This is a genomic window from Streptohalobacillus salinus (assembly GCF_003201605.1).
Classification (GTDB): domain Bacteria; phylum Bacillota; class Bacilli; order Bacillales; family Amphibacillaceae; genus Streptohalobacillus; species Streptohalobacillus salinus.
Genome location: NZ_QJJR01000001.1, coordinates 319,638 through 339,036 on the forward strand (window position 1 = coordinate 319,638; position 19,399 = coordinate 339,036).

General features: G+C 37.7%; 20 protein-coding genes. 15 read left to right on the forward strand and 5 right to left on the reverse strand.

Annotation, left to right across the window (positions count from 1 at the left end; genetic code table 11):
- The first annotated feature begins 72 nt into the window (after positions 1-72).
- Together DES38_RS01360 and DES38_RS01365 are read left to right on the forward strand one after the other, a co-directional pair.
- Complete coding sequence (locus DES38_RS01360) at positions 73-630, forward strand: TetR/AcrR family transcriptional regulator (protein WP_110250283.1); 558 nt, start codon at positions 73-75, stop codon at positions 628-630.
- Entirely contained in the window at positions 620-832 is a 213-nt protein-coding gene (locus DES38_RS01365; protein ID WP_110250284.1) for a hypothetical protein, read from the forward strand. Before DES38_RS01360 ends, DES38_RS01365 begins: the two co-directional genes overlap by 11 nt.
- Before the next feature lie 53 nt (positions 833-885).
- Here DES38_RS01365 and DES38_RS01370 read toward each other — a convergent pair whose 3' ends face one another.
- Complete coding sequence (locus DES38_RS01370; protein WP_146206344.1) at positions 886-1,383, reverse strand: hypothetical protein; 498 nt, start codon at positions 1,381-1,383, stop codon at positions 886-888.
- A gap of 353 nt (positions 1,384-1,736) precedes the next feature.
- On the opposite strand from DES38_RS01370, the gene DES38_RS01375 reads away from it, so the two are divergent.
- From DES38_RS01375 to DES38_RS01390, 4 genes are all read left to right on the forward strand, one after another.
- On the forward strand, positions 1,737-2,921 hold the full coding sequence (locus DES38_RS01375) for a cation:proton antiporter (RefSeq protein WP_110250286.1): 1,185 nt from the start codon (positions 1,737-1,739) through the stop codon (positions 2,919-2,921).
- 93 nt (positions 2,922-3,014) lie between these two features.
- Positions 3,015-3,557 carry a GNAT family N-acetyltransferase gene (locus tag DES38_RS01380; protein WP_110250287.1) on the forward strand — a complete coding sequence of 181 codons (543 nt, stop codon included), beginning with the start codon at positions 3,015-3,017 and terminating at the stop codon, positions 3,555-3,557.
- 13 nt (positions 3,558-3,570) lie between these two features.
- Positions 3,571-4,434, forward strand: coding sequence for an RluA family pseudouridine synthase (locus DES38_RS01385; protein WP_110250288.1), 864 nt, complete (start codon positions 3,571-3,573; stop codon positions 4,432-4,434).
- Positions 4,435-4,449: 15 nt separating this feature from the next.
- On the forward strand, positions 4,450-4,680 hold the full coding sequence (locus DES38_RS01390) for a helix-turn-helix domain-containing protein (RefSeq protein ID WP_110250289.1): 231 nt from the start codon (positions 4,450-4,452) through the stop codon (positions 4,678-4,680).
- Between the two features lie 108 nt (positions 4,681-4,788).
- Here the strand turns inward: DES38_RS01390 and DES38_RS01395 are convergent, their stop codons facing one another.
- Positions 4,789-6,849, reverse strand: a complete 2,061-nt coding sequence (locus DES38_RS01395; protein WP_342767328.1) for a cation:proton antiporter — start codon at positions 6,847-6,849, stop codon at positions 4,789-4,791.
- A gap of 149 nt (positions 6,850-6,998) precedes the next feature.
- Positions 6,999-7,382, reverse strand: coding sequence for an SLAP domain-containing protein (locus DES38_RS01400; RefSeq protein ID WP_110250291.1), 384 nt, complete (start codon positions 7,380-7,382; stop codon positions 6,999-7,001).
- Positions 7,383-7,471: 89 nt separating this feature from the next.
- Here DES38_RS01400 and DES38_RS01405 point away from each other — a divergent pair, with 89 nt between their 5' ends.
- From DES38_RS01405 to DES38_RS01445, 9 genes are all read left to right on the forward strand, one after another.
- Positions 7,472-8,512 carry a M42 family metallopeptidase gene (locus DES38_RS01405; protein ID WP_110250292.1) on the forward strand — a complete coding sequence of 347 codons (1,041 nt, stop codon included), beginning with the start codon at positions 7,472-7,474 and terminating at the stop codon, positions 8,510-8,512.
- A gap of 399 nt (positions 8,513-8,911) precedes the next feature.
- Entirely contained in the window at positions 8,912-9,805 is an 894-nt protein-coding gene (locus DES38_RS01410; protein WP_110250293.1) for a diacylglycerol/lipid kinase family protein, read from the forward strand.
- 25 nt (positions 9,806-9,830) lie between these two features.
- A complete protein-coding gene (locus DES38_RS01415) occupies positions 9,831-10,424 on the forward strand; it encodes a hypothetical protein (protein WP_110250294.1) in 594 nt (197 codons plus the stop codon).
- Positions 10,425-10,457: 33 nt separating this feature from the next.
- Positions 10,458-11,387: a hypothetical protein gene (locus DES38_RS01420; RefSeq protein ID WP_110250295.1), complete on the forward strand. Its 930-nt coding sequence runs from the start codon at positions 10,458-10,460 to the stop codon at positions 11,385-11,387.
- Between the two features lie 23 nt (positions 11,388-11,410).
- A complete protein-coding gene (locus tag DES38_RS01425) occupies positions 11,411-12,727 on the forward strand; it encodes a GTPase (RefSeq protein WP_110250296.1) in 1,317 nt (438 codons plus the stop codon).
- A 740-nt stretch (positions 12,728-13,467) separates the two neighbouring features.
- Entirely contained in the window at positions 13,468-14,295 is an 828-nt protein-coding gene (locus DES38_RS01430) for a transporter substrate-binding domain-containing protein (protein ID WP_110250297.1), read from the forward strand.
- Positions 14,296-14,377: 82 nt separating this feature from the next.
- Positions 14,378-15,031 (forward strand): amino acid ABC transporter permease, encoded by a 654-nt coding sequence (locus tag DES38_RS01435; protein WP_110250298.1) that lies wholly within the window; start codon positions 14,378-14,380, stop codon positions 15,029-15,031.
- Between the two features lie 17 nt (positions 15,032-15,048).
- The gene (locus DES38_RS01440; RefSeq protein WP_110250299.1) at positions 15,049-15,789 is read left to right on the forward strand and encodes an amino acid ABC transporter ATP-binding protein; all 741 of its coding nucleotides are present in this window, start codon (positions 15,049-15,051) and stop codon (positions 15,787-15,789) included.
- A 181-nt stretch (positions 15,790-15,970) separates the two neighbouring features.
- The gene (locus tag DES38_RS01445; protein WP_245881937.1) at positions 15,971-16,690 is read left to right on the forward strand and encodes a YkgJ family cysteine cluster protein; all 720 of its coding nucleotides are present in this window, start codon (positions 15,971-15,973) and stop codon (positions 16,688-16,690) included.
- Positions 16,691-16,781: 91 nt separating this feature from the next.
- Here DES38_RS01445 and DES38_RS01450 read toward each other — a convergent pair whose 3' ends face one another.
- Positions 16,782-18,113, reverse strand: a complete 1,332-nt coding sequence (locus tag DES38_RS01450) for a TrkH family potassium uptake protein (RefSeq protein WP_110250300.1) — start codon at positions 18,111-18,113, stop codon at positions 16,782-16,784.
- Positions 18,085-18,777, reverse strand: a complete 693-nt coding sequence (locus DES38_RS01455) for a potassium channel family protein (RefSeq protein WP_110250301.1) — start codon at positions 18,775-18,777, stop codon at positions 18,085-18,087. The genes DES38_RS01450 and DES38_RS01455 overlap by 29 nt, the downstream gene beginning before the upstream one ends.
- Positions 18,778-19,399 lie beyond the last annotated feature (622 nt).

A 19,399-nucleotide genomic window follows, 5' to 3' on the forward strand; every position in this document is an offset into this window, starting at 1 on the left:
ATTACCTGCTTATGTTTTTAGTGAATGATTAGTTTATGAACGAAGATTGTAAGAAGCTAAAGGAGACAAACCATGCGTGATACATCACAACGGATTATTGATGCAGCGATCGATATCTTTATCGAAAATGGCTATCAAGCGACGACACAAGATATTGCGAAACAAGCAAAGGTTGCGGAGGTCACTTTATTTCGGAAATTTAAAAACAAACAAAATTTGTTTTTAATAGCGATCCAATCTAAAATTGAAATGATGTTTCAATCAGAAGCTATCCTTCGTGAGAATGAAGCGGAATTAGGCGACGTTCTTGTTGATTTATTTATGACAAGAATGATTACATTGAAGCAAAATCAACCTGTGATAAAAATGTTATTGGCAGAAAGTTTAAAAGGGCATTTACCCAGTCATATTAATTTTCCGGTACTCTTTTTTAATCAAATGACAGATCAACTGGCACCATTGAATGATTATGTGGATGTAAAAGCAATGGTCAGAGGCTGGATGGGTCATTTCATGACCGCGATTGTCCTTGATTTAGAGACGGAAACGGAAGCCATTCGTCATGTACTGATTCAACCCTTTTTAAAAGGAAATAGCTATAAGAGAAAGGATGGGCGAAATGCAACCTAACAAATTTAATTGGCGCATCATGCACGGCATCATGCTTGGTTTTTACCTATTAGGCTTAATTGCTTTCTTAATAATCGGTGACTTATCAAGTACGATCAATCAAATCTTATTTGCCCTCTTTGTGTTAATTGTGATTCGAGAAAGTCTGCGGTTCTACCGACGATTGAAACGCGAACAAGCTGCAGTGGAAGAAGAAGAGTAAAAATAAAAACTGGGAACAGTCACGAGTGTCCTCTAATTGGGACATTTACTAGGCTACTGTTCACCAGTTTTTTTAATGTCAACGATGCTTTGATTGATTTGAAGTTGAGAGGAAGTGATCCATTGAACAATAACACCGTCAGGATTGCGATCAACGTGTAATTCTTGTCTGAACCATAACGGACCATTGCGTTCGGCCATTAATACTTTAGGATTGTCACGTTGGTAAATATCGACCGTATAGCTGCCATCCGGTGAAGTGGTTGTCATCACCTTTTCTTTACCCGATACGAGCGCTTGCAGTGTTGGAAGCATTAACGTGATAGCTAACAGACTGGGAATCAAAATCGAGACATACTTATAGAAGCCACGACCTTCTTTTGGGATGCGAATGGCACAAAATAACCCGAGAAGCAAGAGGGGCCAAATCCATAGAACAGACGGCATGAATTTCCAGTTGTTATAAGTAGGGGCAAAATAAAATTCGCTAATTGATAATAAAGCAATAAAACTTGCTATCCATGAGATAGTTATTCTTTTTTTGCGCATCATTCAAACTCCTTTATGAAACACTTTGCTTAAATATATCTGACTATTCTTTATTTTACCTCGGATTGGAAAGGATTTCAAGATTGATTTCTGTTCCTAAACGTGGATGAGAGGTAAATGTCTGGTCACTAATCTATAGACGAAAACACGTGCGGCTAGGTTACATAATTTCATTGTCTAATACCGTAAACTATGATAAAATTTTGTTGCTTAAGCGGTGCATGAGTGCGTGACGTGAAACGTGTGATTAAATTCCTGTGACGCAATAAATAGCTTCTACCAAAGATAGGGTAGCGATCTCTATTTTTGATAGCAGCTATTTTTAGTATTTTATCAAAGGTGAGGAGGACACATGTATGTTAGAAAGTATCGCGATACTGTTACTTGGCGGGTTTATTGCTGGCATGGTGATGACAAAGTTCAACTTGCCTCCCCTGCTTGGCATGTTAGTAATTGGTGTCCTATTTGGTCCATATATGTTCGATTGGTTAGGGAATGATTTGTTACATATTTCACCAGAGATTCGCACCTTTAGTTTAATGGTTATCCTCATCCGAGCAGGTTTAGGGATCCATAAGCATGAAATACAAAAGGTTGGCTGGAGCGCACTGAAAATGAGCAGCATCCCCTCGTTAATGGAAGGCTTTGCGGTTACCGCTCTTGCCTATTTCTTTTTTAACTTTAGTTTTGCAGAGGCTGGTATGCTAGGGTTTATTTTGGCCGCGGTCTCACCAGCGGTTGTTGTTCCAAGCATGTTAGAATTAAAAGAAGCACGATTAGGTGAAGATAAGCAGATTCCAACCTTATTACTCGCGGGAACTTCGATTGATGATGTGTTTGCAATTACGTTATTTACCTTCTTTCTAGGACTTGGTACATCAGGTGGAGAGTCGATTGTCTTTTCGTTATTAAAGATTCCATTTAGTATCATTGTCGGTGTAATGATTGGGTTAGTTATCGGTTTGATTTTTGTGAAACTGTTTGATTTCAAGAAATTTCTTAAATCGAACAGTGAACGCTTATTACTTGTTCTTTCAGGGGCAATTTTCTTTTATCACTTTGGTGAACAGATAGGTATTGCGAGTTTGTTGGGGATTATGACATTAGGATTTATGATTGTTGAGAAACGACCAGAAGTAGCGAAAGGCTTAAGTAAACAATTGTTAGGCATTTGGGTATTTGCTCAAATCTTATTATTTAGTTTAGTAGGTGCTGCAGTCGATATTGACGTTGCTTTTCAAGCGGGCTTGATGGGATTGGTGATCATCGGTGTTGGCTTAATGTTTAGAACATTAGGGGTCGTGATTTCGCTCATTGGTACGAATTTAAATAGACGCGAACGTCTTTTTTGTGTGTTCAGTTATTGGCCTAAGGCAACCGTTCAAGCTGCCATTGGTGGCATCCCCTTAGCAAGTGGTGTGGGTGAGGGTGGCACCATCCTCGCGATCGCGGTATTGTCAATTTTATTAACGGCACCGATGGGTGCGATCTTAATTAAAAAAACAGCTCCACTGCTTTTAACACGCGCAAAAGAGCAATAACGTTTGTAGTTACATGAAGATTTGTTATTATTCTGGATGTAACTACACGTCATTTTGTGTATAATGGTAAAAACTACAGAAAAGGTGAGGTAGATGTTTTCATTTGAAATTGAGAAAAATTTAGAGCTTAGACCTTTACAAGCAACCGATACATCAAAGATATACGAGATGATTCAATATTCGCGTGAGCATTTACGCACCTTTTTAATATTTGTTGATTTAACAACAAAAAAAGCGGATACTGAACAATTTGTTAACGAAACAATGATTACAAATGCTAAAGGTGAATCGTTTGTCGCAACCATTTATAAAGACGGAAAGTTTTGTGGCCTTGTCGGTTACAATACAATTGATCAAACGAATAAACGTGCGGAAGTCGGTTATTGGCTCGGTGAACCGTATACGGGACTTGGAATTATGACCAAAGCGACCAAAGTGATTATTGACTATGGCTTTAACGCGTTAGCTTTGAACCGTATAGATCTGAAAGCAGCAACGGCTAACCATAAAAGTCGCGCCGTCGCAAAACGTCTAGGTTTTAGTGAAGAAGGTGTGATTCGTGAAGCTGAATGGGCACATGACCGCTACCTCGATCACGTCCATTACGGCTTGTTGAAGCGGGACTGGCAACAGTGAAGGCAGTGATAAAATGATAAAGTATAGGTTTAATCCGGATGAAGATGTTCAGCTACTCGATTATCTCTATAAACATGTTCCTGAAGCTAAAAATAAAGTAAAAGGCTATTTATCACGTGAACAAATTCTCGTTCAAGACAATGTAGTAACACAATTCAACCATCTTGTGAACAAGGGTGAAACGATTAAAGTATTAACGAAAAAACAAGACACAAAAGCGGTGCGACACATGGAAATACTTTATGAAGATGATGCCATTATTGTCATCAATAAACAAGCAGGTCTGTTGACAATTGCAACACAAAAAAATGAAGTGAAACCAACAGCCCATCGTCTTTTGAGTGAATACTTACAAAAGCAACAACCACATACGCGCATTTATATTGTCCACCGACTCGATCGAGACACATCAGGGGTACTTGTCTTTGCCAAAACTGAACAGGTAAAAAAGATCCTCCAAGAGGAATGGAAAACACGTGTGTTGGAACGTACCTATCAAGCACTAGTCGAAGGTCGAGTTAAAAAAGATAATGACACGATTGAGTCATACCTTAAGGAAACAAAGACATACCAAATGTATGTAACACAATCAAGTAAGGATGCAACGTATGCGAAATTAACTTATCGAGTAACTAAGCGCTTTAAACAAGAAACGTTACTGGATGTTTCCTTGGATACGGGTAGGAAAAATCAAATTCGTGTTCAACTTGCATCGATTGGCCATCCAATTGTGGGAGACAAAAAGTACCGTGCCCATACGAATACCATTAAGCGATTAGGGTTACATGCGAAGACGCTCGTTTTTAACCACCCGTTAACGAATGAAACATTAACCTTTACCAGTGCTTTACCAACCAGTTTTTTGAAGCGTCCTTAATTAGGAGGTGTTACCATGTATGTTGATTTAAATGAAGCTGCTGAGTATCTGGATATTCATGAAGAACAGGTGCGGAAGTTAATATTTGAAGGTAAAATTAAAGCGCATTTTGATGGTCAGGCCTATATGATTAATACCGGTCAATTTGATCAATATTTCAAAAACTTAGAAAAAGTACGTGCGCAAATCCAAGCATATCTCAATGAACCTATTCCTGAAAGTCTCTATGTCAAAGACGAAGATTAAAGGATAACAAAACGCTAATGCATTCAAAATAAGAAAGGACCTGGAGAACGTTTTCCGGGTCCTTTCTTATGGTCTAAGCTAAAACGTGAAGTTGTAGGATTATTAACATCAGTCAGAATGGTAGGTGGCACTAATCACTGACATCGGGGTCTTTCTCTGACCACGTAAATCAAGTTCATAATTTTCAAACGGATAGAAAATTATGAAGTTTTGACTGACGTTATCTGATAATTTACGAGGTAAGTTTTCGAGACTAGGGTGCCAGCCAATTGTACCTTGTCGCGCACTAATCGCCATGACTAAATCCTGTTTAGCTAATTTTAGGCAATACCGCTCGAGCATTTCCCAGTCAGGGAGATGCGTAAAACTCAACTGATTAATTGGTTTAATTTCTTCAATGACAGATTTTGTAGCTTCAAAATCATCATCCATCACAATATATAAGACGGTACAATTTAATTGCTTAATGATGTTTTTAGTGATGCGAATGGCATCTTTAAATCCGGGTTTATAAAGAATTTGTTTCGGTAAAATGACTACTAATCGTTTTGTCATTTGAATCGGTTCAGTCTCTTTTACAATCAGATGGCGAATATAGGTATGATCGATTACATTGTCAATAACACCGCCAAAGACTTTTTCTGAGTGTGTTTTTGGCCCCTTCCAACCTGAAATAACAGTGGTAATACGTTCCTCTGTAATGGCGCGTTCAATCCCTTTACCAACAGATAAACTAATCCGAGTCAGTGGTCGAATGGGCACTTCAGCGCCTGCGGCATAAAACATAGCATGTCCCAGCATCTTTTCAGCAGTTGCCACATCAGCTTCTGCTTGTTTAGCATGATTTTTAATTACTTTTAGTGGATAGAGCGGTTCATCAGATTGAAGGGATGCCCGAACAAGAAAACCTAAATCCATTAATGCTTCCATTGTATGCGGATTCGCAATTGGAATCAAAATACGTTCAGGTCTTTTTTCAGGATCTGGTTCCGTTTCAGTTTGCGCTTTTACTAATCGGCGACCATATTTTTCGGTCAGTGATGGTCCAACAATCGTTGAAATTAAAATCATGATGATAATCGCATTGACCGTATTTTGGTTGATCAAATTCAAGTCAAAACCGACCAACGTAGCAGCAAGTGTTGCCGCTGCTTGTGGAATGGTCAGGCCTAAGATAACAAGGCTTTCTGTCTTCGAGTAGTTAAATAGTTTTGCACTTAAGAAGGCAGCTCCTGACTTTCCAATAAACAAGCTAAAGGTAATGAGAAAAGTAAGCATAATTGATTGGACACTAGCGAATAACGCGGTAACATCCATCAACATACCAACACTTAATAAGAAAAACGGAATAAATAAGGCATTCGCGGTAAAGTCAATCCGATTCATTAATGATCCTTGACTGAAAATATAACGGTTTAAGCTTAAACCAGCAAGAAAGGCACCAATAATTGGCTCAAGTCCAGCGTATAAAGCCATCCAACCGCTAACAAATAAAATAACCAGGACATAATTAAATTCACTGGCACCATCGAGCCCATCAATTTTAAAGAAGTGCTTAGTTAGAAAGGGGACAAGTAAAAAAATGAGTAACGCATAGATACCTGTGGAAAGGATTAATTGTAACCAGAAGTACGCATTAACTTGACCGACTGACATTCCAGATATAACAGCTAAGAATAGCATGGCGAGAACATCAGTGACTAACGTACCGCCAACCGTTGTAATGATTGCCTTGTTCTTACTGATGCCCATTTTACTGGCGATGGGATACGAAAGTAACGTATGTGACCCGACAATTGAACCGAGCAGTAAGCTTGCTGGAATACTAAATTGAAAAACAATCCCAACGGAAAACCCGAGAATGAGAGGAAAGCCAAATGAAAGCAAGCCGAATATCAAACTTCGATGGCGATATTTCATAAAGCCTTCAATATCAAGTTCGAGTCCAGCAATAAAGATAATAAATAAGAGGCCGACCGTCCCTAAGAGCTCGATTGTTGCGTCGCGCGCTAATAGGTTGAGGCCATAGGGGCCAACCATTACGCCAGCAAGAATCGGTCCAACAATCCCAGGCATATGTAGCTTTTTCATAAGGATAGGGGTAATTAAGAAGATGAGCACAGCAATCGCAAAAATAATCACTGGTTCAGTTATAGGTTCGAACATCATGTATCACTCCGTTTTTTGAACTGTAAAAAATGATTATAACCTAAAGAATAAACAAGTACTAGTAAAAAGAACAAACACGCCTGCTCCAAAACTTGCATTGGGTTTCGACGTGTTCTGCTCAGATTATTTATGGTAGAATACTCAGTAGTTTAAACAGTAAGTTCTGTTAAGTCAGTTGTCTTGAAACAATGGTGACTAAAGATAATTGTCCAGATTGTTGCGTCGTTTGGTAGAAGAGTTAAATCATGAATCATAAAGCTTGTCGTAGCTGTTTGGTTTCTCTCAAGATAATTTGTCCTTATGGGCTCCCCACGATAAGGTGAAGATGTCTCGTTTACAACCAATGTCGTAATGAGTAACTGTTGTTTATGATTAAAGGCCTTCCGTAGCGGAATTAATGTTAATAAGTCGGAACTTAACGTCGACTGAGAGATTAAGTTTTTTTCTAGATAAGTTAAGTAGAGACGCTTATAATGATTGAAGTCATCATCAGCAATCTGTTTTTGCCAGTTTCTTTGCAACGTAAGTGTCATTTATATCACCTTTCTTTCCTTTAGTATAGCAAACCTTGAAAGAAACGAATAGAAAAGCTAAAATAAATAGTAGAAAAGAGGGATAAGTGATGGAAAATAATACAGTGAAATTATTGAAAGACTTGGTTCGTATTCCGAGTCCTTCTGGTAACACAACAGAAGTGATTCAATTTGTTAGTCAATACTTTGACACGCTAGGAATCGAAACAAAACGGAATCGCAAAGGCGGCCTTATCGCCACTTTGCCCGGTAAGAATAACAAGGAACAACGGATGTTAACAGCACATGTTGATACATTAGGAGCAATGGTAAAAGAAATTAAAACAGATGGTCGCTTGAAATTAGATCTTATTGGCGGGTTCCGCTATAACGCCATTGAAGGTGAGTACTGTCAGATTGAAACGAGCACGGGAGAACGGATAACTGGAACCATTTTAATGCATCAAACGTCTGTACATGTGTATAAAAATAATGGCGCGCTCGAACGAAACCAAGAAAACATGGAAGTGCGTTTAGACTTAAAAGTAGAGAATGCAGCAGATGTCCGCGCACACGGTATTGAGGTTGGAGATTTTGTTTCGTTTGATCCGCGTGTCGAAGTGCTTGATTCAGGATTTATTAAATCGCGTCATCTTGACGATAAAGCAAGCGTGGCCATTTTATTACAAGTTGCTAAAAGAATTGTGATGTCTGAAAAAACTTTACCGTATACGACACACTTTTTAATTTCAAACAACGAAGAAATAGGCTATGGTGGGAATTCAAATATCACTGAAGAGACGGTCGAGTATTTAGCGGTTGATATGGGAGCGATGGGTGATGGTCAACAAACAGATGAATTTACTGTCTCAATTTGTGTGAAAGATGCTAGTGGGCCGTATCACTATGGTTTACGAAAGCACCTTGTCGCTTTAGCAGAGTCAGAGGATATCGGCTACAAACTTGATATTTATCCTTATTATGGCTCAGATGCTTCCGCAGCGATGAATGCCGGGCATGATGTGATTCACGGTTTAATTGGTCCGGGAATTGATGCGTCACATGCTTATGAGCGGACGCATGTGGATGCGTTGCGTGAAACAGAAAAGTTAATTGAGCGCTACTTGTATAGTTCCTTGCAAAACTATTAAAGAAAAACTTCACAAGATTAGTATGTCGTTCTCCTTTAAAGGCACAGTGAAAAGTGAACCGGGTCGATTATCTGTTAGCAACCAAAGCTAATGAGATAGCGATCGGGTTTGTTTTATAGCTGTGTCTTTTGCGTCTTTAAATACCTGGGGTAATTAAAACACAATGTTTCTATCCTAAAAGAATAAACAAGTGCAAGCAATGAATAAATAGATGAAAATGTTAAATTTTAGCTTTTAACTTAAGCTGAAAACGGGTATACGTAACTACACAGCTATTCAAAACAGTGATTCAGTTGTAGTGGTTTTGGTGAGACGATTGCTTTCTTAAAACCCACGAGGATTTTAGGTTAAGTTGGTTCAAGCTTGAAAATTAAATAAGAGAAAGCCGAGGGAACTTCGATGGAAAACGCCATGTTGATTTATAATCCATCGTCAGGTGATGAACTTGCCGGTGAGTATTACTTAGATATTACAGAAGCAATTGAACAAAAAGGTTATCAATTAGAAGTCAGAGAAACAGAAAAATCGGGGGATGCAACAGTATTTGCTGCGGACGCTTGTAGACAAATGTTTGATCTAGTTGTTGCTGTAGGTGGAGATGGAACGATAAACGAAGTCATTAACGGGTTAGCGGAGCAACGTCATCAACCTTTATTTACGTTCATACCTTTCGGTACGGTTAATGATTTTGCCCGGGCGATTGGTATGCCAATGGATCCTGATAAAGCGATTGCTTATTTAAAAGAAGCAGATACTGAACAACGGGTTGATATTGGGAAAGTAAACGACCACTACTTTGTCAATGTGATTGCTGTAGGTGCTATCGCGGAAGCTACTTATGATGTGTCACCCGAACAGAAAACACGATTCGGGGCCTTAAGTTATTATATTGAAGGTGCGAAAAAGGTGACAGAAAATAATAGTTATCCAATTCGGTTAACACTACCTCATCAAGAAATTGAAGAACAAGCATTTTTAGTAATTATCGGTATGACTAACTCAATTGCAGGGTTTGAAAAGTTATCACTTGAAGCAGAACTAGATGATGGCTTAATGCATGTTTTTATCGTGAAAGAGTTAAAAGGTCTAGACATTGTGAGAATCATATCATCGGCGATGACCGGTACGTTTAGTGAACAAGATCAGGTCATCTACATAAAGACAAATTATGCCCGGTTGTCTTCAAAAGTGAAGCTTCATACGAATATTGATGGAGATGAAGGAGAAGATTTACCAATAGAGTTAAATGTTTTAAAAAAGCATATACGTTTATTGCGATGTCATGAGAAATAATCTGTAATAAAGGGGTGTTAATACGATGGATAATTGGATTGATGACTATCTCATTGATTGGCATACAGGAAGTGAATTGAAAATATATCGTGATTTTGAAGTGATTTCATTTATTGGCATTAAGCAGAATTGGATTTATACAATTGATCATTTGCTGGATATCGACTTACAAGCACTTGTAGCTAAGCAAACAGCGACAGAAACGTTCAATGAATTACTAAGACTTATTCCTAACGATGAACCAGTCTATATCACATCTACACCACTGGGTGCACACTTAAATAACAGCTACTTTTATAAATTGGCACTACCTTTACGCATTGATTATGCCATTCAAGTTGGCTTAGGTGTGGCTCGATCAATCCATCAACCTTCAGATTATTGTTTATATCCAATCGAAACAACGCTAGCGCATACTGATGAGGTTGATCAAAAAGCAATCGATTTATTACGTTTACGGCTCTATGTGCAGTTAATTCGAGGGAAACAAGCAATTGATCGGCAATTACAACAATTATGGATGCAAAATAAAGCATTCATTCAACAATTACTTTTTGCAGATGTTGATGATACAATGTCCCGTTTCAGTCAGTTATTTCAACGTGAATATCATCGCTAAGTAAACTTAAACCATTCGAAAAGAGGCTAATTTATGAAACACCAAATTGAAGCATATATTGATTTGTTATTTGAAGATGCAGAAAAAACAGAAGCCGTTCAGGAATATCGCCAATCCCTTACCTTAAAAGCTGATGCTGCTTATGAACAAGCGCAAGCACAAGGTCAATCTAAGGAAACAGCATACGGTTATGCGTTGCAAGCACTCGGCGATTTGGGTGCAATTAGACAAAAAATTCAACAAAAAGAACAGGAAAAAGATACAACGTTTCTTCCGGACGAATTATTGGAACGGTTTATTCACCATAGTTCTCGAGAATCAAAACGAATCGGTTTTGGTGTGATGTTGATCATTCTAGGTGTCAGTATAATGATTTCTTTAACCCGGTTTGCCTGGTTTGACCAATATATTATTTTAGGGTTATTGCCCCTGTTTTTAGCCGTTGTTATTGCTGTAGCAGGTTTTATTTACAGTGGTTTTAAGTCAGAGGCTATTAACGAAGAAATTAAAGATTATCAGCTATCAAAGGAACAAAAAGACACCGTTAAACAAAAATTAGCTGATAAGCGACAACATTTTGTTGTAAAGACCATTGTCGGGGTTAGTCTTTGTATTTTATCACCGTTAATTCTGATCGGATTTGCAACTGTTGATGACACATGGGCACTTACCGGAACGAGTCTGTTACTTCTGTTTGTTGCCATTGCAGTCTATCTCTTTATTACAGCAGCAAAACAAAAAGAAGATCTTGAATCATTATTAAATGAAGGTGGGCTCAGAAAAAAAGAAGAGAAAAATGAAAAGGAACATCAATTAGCTGCCATTGTCTGGCCGCTTGCTGTAGCTGTATTCTTAGTAACGGGTTTCTTGTACGAGCTATGGTATATAAATTGGTTGATCTTTCCACTCACCGCTTTAATCATGACCAGCATAGAAAACACCCATCGTTTATTTAAGAAATAATTTGGTAGAGGAGGACAAAACACATGGAACGAAAACGACTCGATCAACGGCTTGATCGTTTAGTGCATTTATATGATCATTTTGATCAAGTAATTGATCAGCTACCAGTCAATGTCCCAGCATCCGTTCGAAAACAAATAGAAAAATTTGTGTTTAAGAATGATGACCTTAAAGGTCTTATTGAAGATATAAAGACGAGGCGACCACCACGATTTATTTTAATGGGACGTACTGGGGTAGGAAAAAGCAGTCTCATCAATAGTCTTTTTGGAAAATATATCGCAAAAACGTCAGCGATTCAAATTGGTACAAAAGAAGTGGAGCGCTATCAGTATGAAGATAATGGCGACGTGTTATTTGAAGTGATTGATACCCGCGGACTGAAAGAATCCGTTACTCGTACTGAAGATAAGTCTGCCGAACAAGCCTTAAAGGTTGCGATAGAATCATTTGAACCAGATGCGGTTTTTCATTTAATGAATGCAACTGAACGGGCGGCAATGGATGATGACTTGATGCAAATTAAACGCATTAAGCCTTTATTAGGCAAAGATGTTCCAATTTTGACCGTTTTGACGCATGTTGATAACATTGAACCTGCTCGCATTAAAGAGGCTGAAAATTATCCCCAAATTAAATTGGATCGTATTGATGAAAAGATTGAACAAGTCAAGCATTTAATGAACGCACTCCAGATAGATGTAACAGAAGTAATTGCGGTTTCAAGTTATATTGAGTGGACCCATGACGCACCAGAAACATTATTTATCGAGGAACGCAAAAAGTTAGCGATTGATTTCGATGGACGTTATCAAATTGATTATTTGTTGGATTTCCTTGAACACAACATGGACTTTCAAGCCTCGATTCACTTAATGATGTCAACACGGATCGATCGAGCCATCAAGAAAATTACCAAACAGTTAATTCAAATCTTTTCAACAGCGGCTTCAACAGTGGCCTTAACGCCAATTCCGGTAAGTGATATGTCGGTACTTATTCCCTTACAGCTAATTATGGTTAGTTTTATTGCTTATTTAAGTGGTCGGGATTTAACAAGAGAAACCTTGAAAGATTTTCTTCTTAGTATTGGCGGGGTCGGCTCACTTGGGTATAGTTTTAAATTAATTGCTCAACAAGGATCCAAGTTGTTAAATGTGGTGTTACCTGGGTCCGGAAGTGTTATTTCCAGCACGATTGCTTTTTCAGGTACCTATGCAATGGGTAAGGCAGCTGAAGCGTATTACCTTGATGGCATGAACAAAAAAGATTTGAAACGTGTCATAAGGCAAGCAGATAAGGAAGCTAAACAAAAGGAGAAAGAATTAACGGATGACTAACATAATTTATCAGTGTTTAAATGGTTGATAGCGGGTGAACTCATGCCAACTGATTAAAAAGATAGTACGCGAGATAAAAAAAGATTGTACTTTGACAGCTGTCGTGGTAAACTCATAGAGCGATGAGCTGATTTGTGTAAATCCAGCACATCAAACGTTGTATGTGGCAACGGTGTTGGTCGCAAATTTTCGATGGTTGGTTAAATGTCCAATCAAAAAAACTCTGTCTTCTGTTGAAGGCAGAGTTTTTTAATGGAAAAATACAGGTGATTAACCTTCTTTTCTATTTGTGGATGATCAATACGAAGTTAGATGCCTAAAAAATCAATAGAAGAGGCATTGAATAATGTATATTTAAAAAGATAAGAGCTATGAGTAGGCTGAAAATAATTGAAATAGCTTCTGTTGTGATATAAGGGATCAAGAAAAATATGCAGGGTTGATTAAGCGGTTACAATGCTATGAATTATACTTAAATGCGGTTTGAATTGTTTGTGTATTAGCTACAATTCGAACGTTTTATGTTTATAATTCTGAAGATTTGGGTAATGGTAAGATAGGGTGAACTGACAGTGATCGTTATGTGTCAGTATTTAAAGAAAGTGTGAGAGGGGGATGCGGTACTGGTTTAACGCCTACTGCGTTGACATTAGATAACGAAGGAATCACCTATACTTTTCATTATTGATTTAAGCAAAACTTAATTGAAAATAACAAAAGAGTAAAGGGGACAATAACTTATGAAGAAGATTTTAGGAATAATCATGCTGGGACTAGTACTTATGTTAGTAGCTTGTGGTGAAGATGACACAACTGGAGATAATGATTCAGATAGTGATGCAGACGTAATTGTTGATGCTGAAGACGAAGGCTTTGATCTGGTCTCAGAGGGCGAGTTGACTTTTGCAGCTTCTGGAGAGTTCAAACCATTTAGTTACATGGAAGGTAATGAAATGGTCGGCTATGACGCAGCGGTTGGTCGGGCGATTGCTGAGCATATGGGCTTAGAACCGAATGCAGAACGTGCTACCTTCTCAGGTATTGTGACAGGTGTTAGTGAGGGCCGTTATGATATGGCTGTTGCAAGTCATACCATTACGGAAGAACGCTTAGAAGAAGTTGACTTTTCTATCCCTTATTACTATTCTGGTCCAGTCGTTTGGGTACGTTCAGATAGTGATGTTGCGAGTGAAGCTGACTTAGAAGGATTAGAAATTGCTGTTGCGCGTGGAACGACTTATTTAGATATGGCAGAAGAATACACCGATAATATTCCGCAATTGGATAGTGATGTTGTCGCTTTACAATCACTAGATAATGGTCACTACGATGTTGTTATTACTGATGATGTCACAGGTAACGAAGCGATTAATAATGGGTTAGATCTTAAACCTGCTTTTTATTTAGGTGTTAGTGAACAAGGGGTCGCTGTAAATAAAGATAACCCAGAACTTTTAGCTGCTGTTAACGAAATTTTACAAGAAATGATTGATTCAGGTGAATTAAAAGAATTAGCTGAAGAATGGGTAGGATCTGATATAACAGTTGAACCGGAAGGTGCTGAATAAAATAATTTAAGCGGCCACAAATGTGGCTGCTTAACCTACATAACATCACAAACGCTAAGATGAGAGAGAAGGAGAGGTCAAATTGGTTGAGTTTTTTGATATATTTATCGGAAGCACAGATGTATTTATTGAAGGTCTTTGGCTTACACTTAGATTATCTGTTGTTTCGTTATTAATTGCGATTGTTATTGGACTATTTATTGCTATGTTGAAAATATCGAACATTAAAATTTTGGAATGGATTGCAGACGGCTATATTTGGATTGTGCGTGGAACGCCACTGATTGTTCAAATATTTATATTGTACTATGGACTTGCAGAGGTTTGGTTGATTCCAAGTTTCTGGGCGGCAGGTATAGGTTTAGCATTCCATAGTGGTGCGTATATTGCTGAGATTATTCGGGGTTCAATTCAAAGTATTGCTAAAGGTCAACGAGAAGCTGCCCGATCACTCGGGATGAATCGATCGTTAACAATGCGTCGAATTATTTTACCGCAAGCATTTAGACGAGCGGTACCAGCGTTAGGTAATCAATTTATTATTGGTATTAAAGATTCATCTTTAGCTTCATTTATTGGACTACAAGAATTATTTGGTGTATCAAATACAATGGGGTCAAACTCATTTAATTACTTACCATATTTCTTTACAGTTGCTGTCTATTATTTAGTCATTGTATTAATCTTAACAATTGGTGTTAATATGTTAGAGAAAAAACTAGCGGTGAGTGATTAAGAGAGGGGAGCTGACGTATGACAGAATCAAAAGAGATGGTTCGTGTTGAAAAATTAAACAAATCATTTGGTGATTTACATGTGTTATATGACATTGATTTAGAGGTTAAAGAAAGTGATGTAGTTGTACTAATCGGTGCAAGTGGATCAGGAAAAAGTACATTACTGCGTTGTTTGAACTTTTTAGAAATTAAAGATGATGGCAAAATAATCATCGAAGGTGAGCAAGTTGAAGCGGATACGCATGATTTAAATAAGGTAAGACAAAATGTCGGAATGGTCTTCCAACACTTCAATCTGTTCCCGCATAAGACTGTGCTCGGAAATGTGATTGAAGCGCCGATGCAAGTGAAAGGTATATCAAAAAAAGAAGCAGTTAAAGAAGGTAAGCGTCTTTTAGATAAAGTCGGACTGGGTGATAAATATAATGTTTATCCGTCACGTCTATCTGGCGGACAGAAGCAACGGGTAGCGATTGCGCGTGCCCTTGCCATGCAACCAGATATTATGTTGTTTGATGAACCAACTTCAGCACTTGACCCAGAACTTGTTGGGGAAGTGTTAGAAACAATGAAGGAACTCGGAAATGAAGGGATGACAATGGTTGTCGTTACTCATGAAATGGGATTTGCTCGTGAGGTTGGTGATTGGGTTATTTATATGGATGAGGGAAAGATCATCGAAGTCGGACCACCCGATCAAATTTTTGACCATCCAAAAGAGGAACGGACGAAAGCATTTCTTGATTCAGTGTTTTAAGGTAAAACAAGTCATCTCAAAAAGATGACTTGTTTTTTTAACTACTTTAACATGTGAATATCACTTGCTATATCAATTCAAATACTTTTTACATCAATTGTTTGTATAAGTTAAAAAGAAGTGAGAACTTAACTCTAAAAGTTTCAAGTAGTTATGTTATGATTACTTTTGAGGTGATAAAATGAGCTTTTTAACTAAAGAAAAATTAAATGAACGCTTAGTGCGTATAAATGAGAAATATACGATTGATGAAGATGTTTTTTATGGCATCATTGAGCACTGGGATGAGGTTGATCTTTCCGTGGATGAGAAAATTGAACAAAGCTTTACTAGCCTTCTTAACCAAGTAAGTTTAGAAATGGATAAGATTGATGATATTATTGAGTTGAAGCCGACTTGCTTTATGGGTTGTGCTTTTTGTTGCTACTTTCCGATTATTGTAACGAAATTAGAAGCTAAGTTGATGAAACAGGCGATTCACAGTTATCCCAAAGAACGCAGAGATGCCATTTATAAACACTTAAAACAATATCAAGTGTTACATGAAGAAAAGCTTGCTATAGCACGCCAAATCGATTTTAAGGAAGACGATAATTTCAAGAAATCTTATCGGATGTTGGATTTACCTTGTCCATTACTCGATCCAGAAAAAAACATGTGTATGGCCTATGAAGTGAGACCGATTCCTTGCCGGACCTATGTGAATTATCTTAATCCCGTAATTTGTGAAGAAAATCGCATGCCAGAGGAAACAGTCAGCTATGAGTTTTTATACAGTCCATATTTTGAAGCGTTAAATACATTTATTCAATGGATGTATGAGGATGGTGACACAGGTGAGATCACTTATCCAGATGATTTGTTTACTGAGGACTACTTAATTAATTGGTTGAACATCTAAGGGTGTTATCGCTTGAAACTATATTACCACGATAAATAGGGGCATTACTGCTAGTTCGTAGCGGTAATGCCCCTAATAACGTTAAGTATAATCAACCAGTAAATATTTCACCTTTCGGATAAGAAATACGAGGTGGTGTTTTTCTAGCAATTGAAAAAGCAATGGTTAAAGGGCCAACCCGACCTATAAACATTAGAAGCATAATTATGGGTCTTCCAAGACTTGAAAGTTGATCAGTGATACCAGTTGATAGACCTACGGTTCCGAAGGCTGAGAAGCCCTCAAAAACGACTTGTAATGTTGGTAAGTCTTCAGTGATCGTTAACAAAAAGATTGAGAAGAAAACAAAGAATAAACCAACTACAATAATTGACAATGACCGCAGAATAACATCTGTTTCAATACGACTTCTAAAGGCAAACACTTCACTATGTCCGCGTAAATAAGCAGTAACTGCTAAAACAATGATAATAAAGGTGGTAACCTTAATACCACTGGCCGTTGATGCCGAACCTGCACCAATAAACATAAGTAAAATGGTAAACAGCAAGGTTCCATCATTCATTTGACTGTAGTCTAACGAATTAAAGCCTGCTGTTCGTGGTGTTAGCCCTTGGAAATAACTCCCCCACAACTGCTCACCAATAGAAAGATTGCCTAATGTATTCGGATTGTTCACTTCTAATATAAAGAACAACACGACGGCAACAACATTGATAATGAGTGTGCCGACGAGCATTACTTTTGTGTGCAAGGTAAGGGCTCGAAACTTTTTACGGGCCATTAATTCGTAGATGACGGTAAAGCCAATCCCACCGCTTACAAAAAGTAAGGTGATAACAATGTTGACGATGGGGTCACCAATATATTGTGAAAGACTGTCAGCCCATAAACTAAAGCCAGCATTATTAAATGCGGAGACAGCATGAAAGAGACTGGTAAATAAGCCGAAACCAAGTCCGTATTCAGGCACCCATCTAAAGGAGAGAATGAGTGCAGCAATTAATTCCATTGAGATGGCAAAATAAAAGAGCACGCGAATTAAGCGAACAATTCCCCCCATAGTGTTTTGATTCAAAGCTTCTTGCATAAGTAATCGGTTTTTTAATCTGATTTTCTTCCCTAAAAAGATAATACTCATAACAGCAAAGGTTAAAAAGCCTAAGCCTCCAATTTGAATTAAAATCATCAGTACCGTTTGACCAAATAGCGTGAAAGCAGTTCCGGTATCCACAACAATAAGACCTGTTACTGTTACGGCCGATGTTGCAGTAAAGGCAGCGTCAAGCCATGATAAAGGAGCATTTGTACTAATCGGTAATTTTAATAAGATCGTACCAAGTGAAATAATCGCGAAAAAACCAGCAGCTAATATTTGCGGTGGCGTTAATGGGTTATCTTTTAATTTTAAGAGTAAATTCATCGTATAGTTCCGCCTCTTTAAATTTTTCAATGTCTTTATTATGACCTAACACAATTAAAACATTTTTAGGTTCAATGATAAAGCCAGGGGATGGGTTTATGTCAATTTTACCCTCGTATTTAATGCCAAGTAAAGAAATACCGTATTTTGTTCTTAAATCTAAGTCTTCAACTGTCTTTTTGTTAATTTTCTTAGAAGATTTAAGTTCGACGATACTGTAATCCTGAGAAAGTTCAACAAAATCTAAAATATGACCATGAAGCAACTGACGCACCAACCGTTTTGCGATATCTTTTTCGGGGTGAATAATGTAGTCAGCACCAATTTTATCTAAAATTTTCGAATGATTTTTGTTTATCGCTTTAACCCATACTTTTTTAACGTTCATGTCCTTTAAAATTAAGGTTGTTAGTATACTTGCTTGAATATCTTCACCGATAGCGACAATCACGTAATCGAAGTTTGTTAAACCGAGTGAACTTAGTTTCGATTCTTCGGTTGCATCTGCAACAACCGCATGAGTTGCGAATTCTTTATAGTCATTAACTGAACGTGGATCTTTATCGATCACGAGCACGTCATGACCTTGTGATAGTAATGTATTTGCGACACCGCGTCCAAACTGACCTAAGCCAATGACAGCGAGTTGCTTTTGTTTTGCCATGAAATCCCTCCTAGATGACTCAGCTCTTAAGTCAATCTGTCTATCTGTACTCTAGTTAAGATACGCCAAATAGGTAGTAAAGTCAATTAAAGAATCAGAAATAAAGTGAAAGGAAATTGATCCCTTACGCTTAATTGGTTAACGATAAGAAATTAGCTTTCTTCATTAAATGATAGGCAATAATTTTATACAACATTTTTTTGGATGCGTTAAATTATTGAGCCCTCTTTAACACTTGTATGACTCACTATAACGGTACCTTGTGTCCGGTAACAAGTCCAGCCGCAAGTTTTTTTGATTGATTTGCTGTTTCGTTGGGGGATTGTGTTGAATGTGACATTTCATCTATTGTTGAACTAAACACTTCGCTTGTTGCTATGACTTAAGTCAACCAGCAATGCCTTAGTTCTAACATCAACAATTATTTATTTAACATCATCCAAATCTATCATATGAATAAGTCATTTACTCATTACGCAGTAAGTAAAATCCTTAGATGTTGAGATGAGGGTAGAAGTATTTTCTGTGGTCTGTTGTAAAATGAAATGCATAATCCCATTAGATATTAAAAAAGCCATGTAAATGCGCTATACTTATGAGTGACTAAACAAATAAGTTAGGA

Coding starts and splice junctions, on each gene's coding strand:
- DES38_RS01360 (WP_110250283.1), top strand. CDS start 73: ATGCGTGATACATCACAACGGATTATTGATGCAGCGATCGATATCTTT.
- DES38_RS01365 (WP_110250284.1), top strand. CDS start 620: ATGCAACCTAACAAATTTAATTGGCGCATCATGCACGGCATCATGCTT.
- DES38_RS01370 (WP_146206344.1), bottom strand. CDS start 1,383: ATGATGCGCAAAAAAAGAATAACTATCTCATGGATAGCAAGTTTTATT.
- DES38_RS01375 (WP_110250286.1), top strand. CDS start 1,737: ATGTTAGAAAGTATCGCGATACTGTTACTTGGCGGGTTTATTGCTGGC.
- DES38_RS01380 (WP_110250287.1), top strand. CDS start 3,015: ATGTTTTCATTTGAAATTGAGAAAAATTTAGAGCTTAGACCTTTACAA.
- DES38_RS01385 (WP_110250288.1), top strand. CDS start 3,571: ATGATAAAGTATAGGTTTAATCCGGATGAAGATGTTCAGCTACTCGAT.
- DES38_RS01390 (WP_110250289.1), top strand. CDS start 4,450: ATGTATGTTGATTTAAATGAAGCTGCTGAGTATCTGGATATTCATGAA.
- DES38_RS01395 (WP_342767328.1), bottom strand. CDS start 6,849: ATGATGTTCGAACCTATAACTGAACCAGTGATTATTTTTGCGATTGCT.
- DES38_RS01400 (WP_110250291.1), bottom strand. CDS start 7,382: ATGACACTTACGTTGCAAAGAAACTGGCAAAAACAGATTGCTGATGAT.
- DES38_RS01405 (WP_110250292.1), top strand. CDS start 7,472: ATGGAAAATAATACAGTGAAATTATTGAAAGACTTGGTTCGTATTCCG.
- DES38_RS01410 (WP_110250293.1), top strand. CDS start 8,912: ATGGAAAACGCCATGTTGATTTATAATCCATCGTCAGGTGATGAACTT.
- DES38_RS01415 (WP_110250294.1), top strand. CDS start 9,831: ATGGATAATTGGATTGATGACTATCTCATTGATTGGCATACAGGAAGT.
- DES38_RS01420 (WP_110250295.1), top strand. CDS start 10,458: ATGAAACACCAAATTGAAGCATATATTGATTTGTTATTTGAAGATGCA.
- DES38_RS01425 (WP_110250296.1), top strand. CDS start 11,411: ATGGAACGAAAACGACTCGATCAACGGCTTGATCGTTTAGTGCATTTA.
- DES38_RS01430 (WP_110250297.1), top strand. CDS start 13,468: ATGAAGAAGATTTTAGGAATAATCATGCTGGGACTAGTACTTATGTTA.
- DES38_RS01440 (WP_110250299.1), top strand. CDS start 15,049: ATGACAGAATCAAAAGAGATGGTTCGTGTTGAAAAATTAAACAAATCA.
- DES38_RS01445 (WP_245881937.1), top strand. CDS start 15,971: ATGAGCTTTTTAACTAAAGAAAAATTAAATGAACGCTTAGTGCGTATA.
- DES38_RS01450 (WP_110250300.1), bottom strand. CDS start 18,113: ATGAATTTACTCTTAAAATTAAAAGATAACCCATTAACGCCACCGCAA.
- DES38_RS01455 (WP_110250301.1), bottom strand. CDS start 18,777: ATGGCAAAACAAAAGCAACTCGCTGTCATTGGCTTAGGTCAGTTTGGA.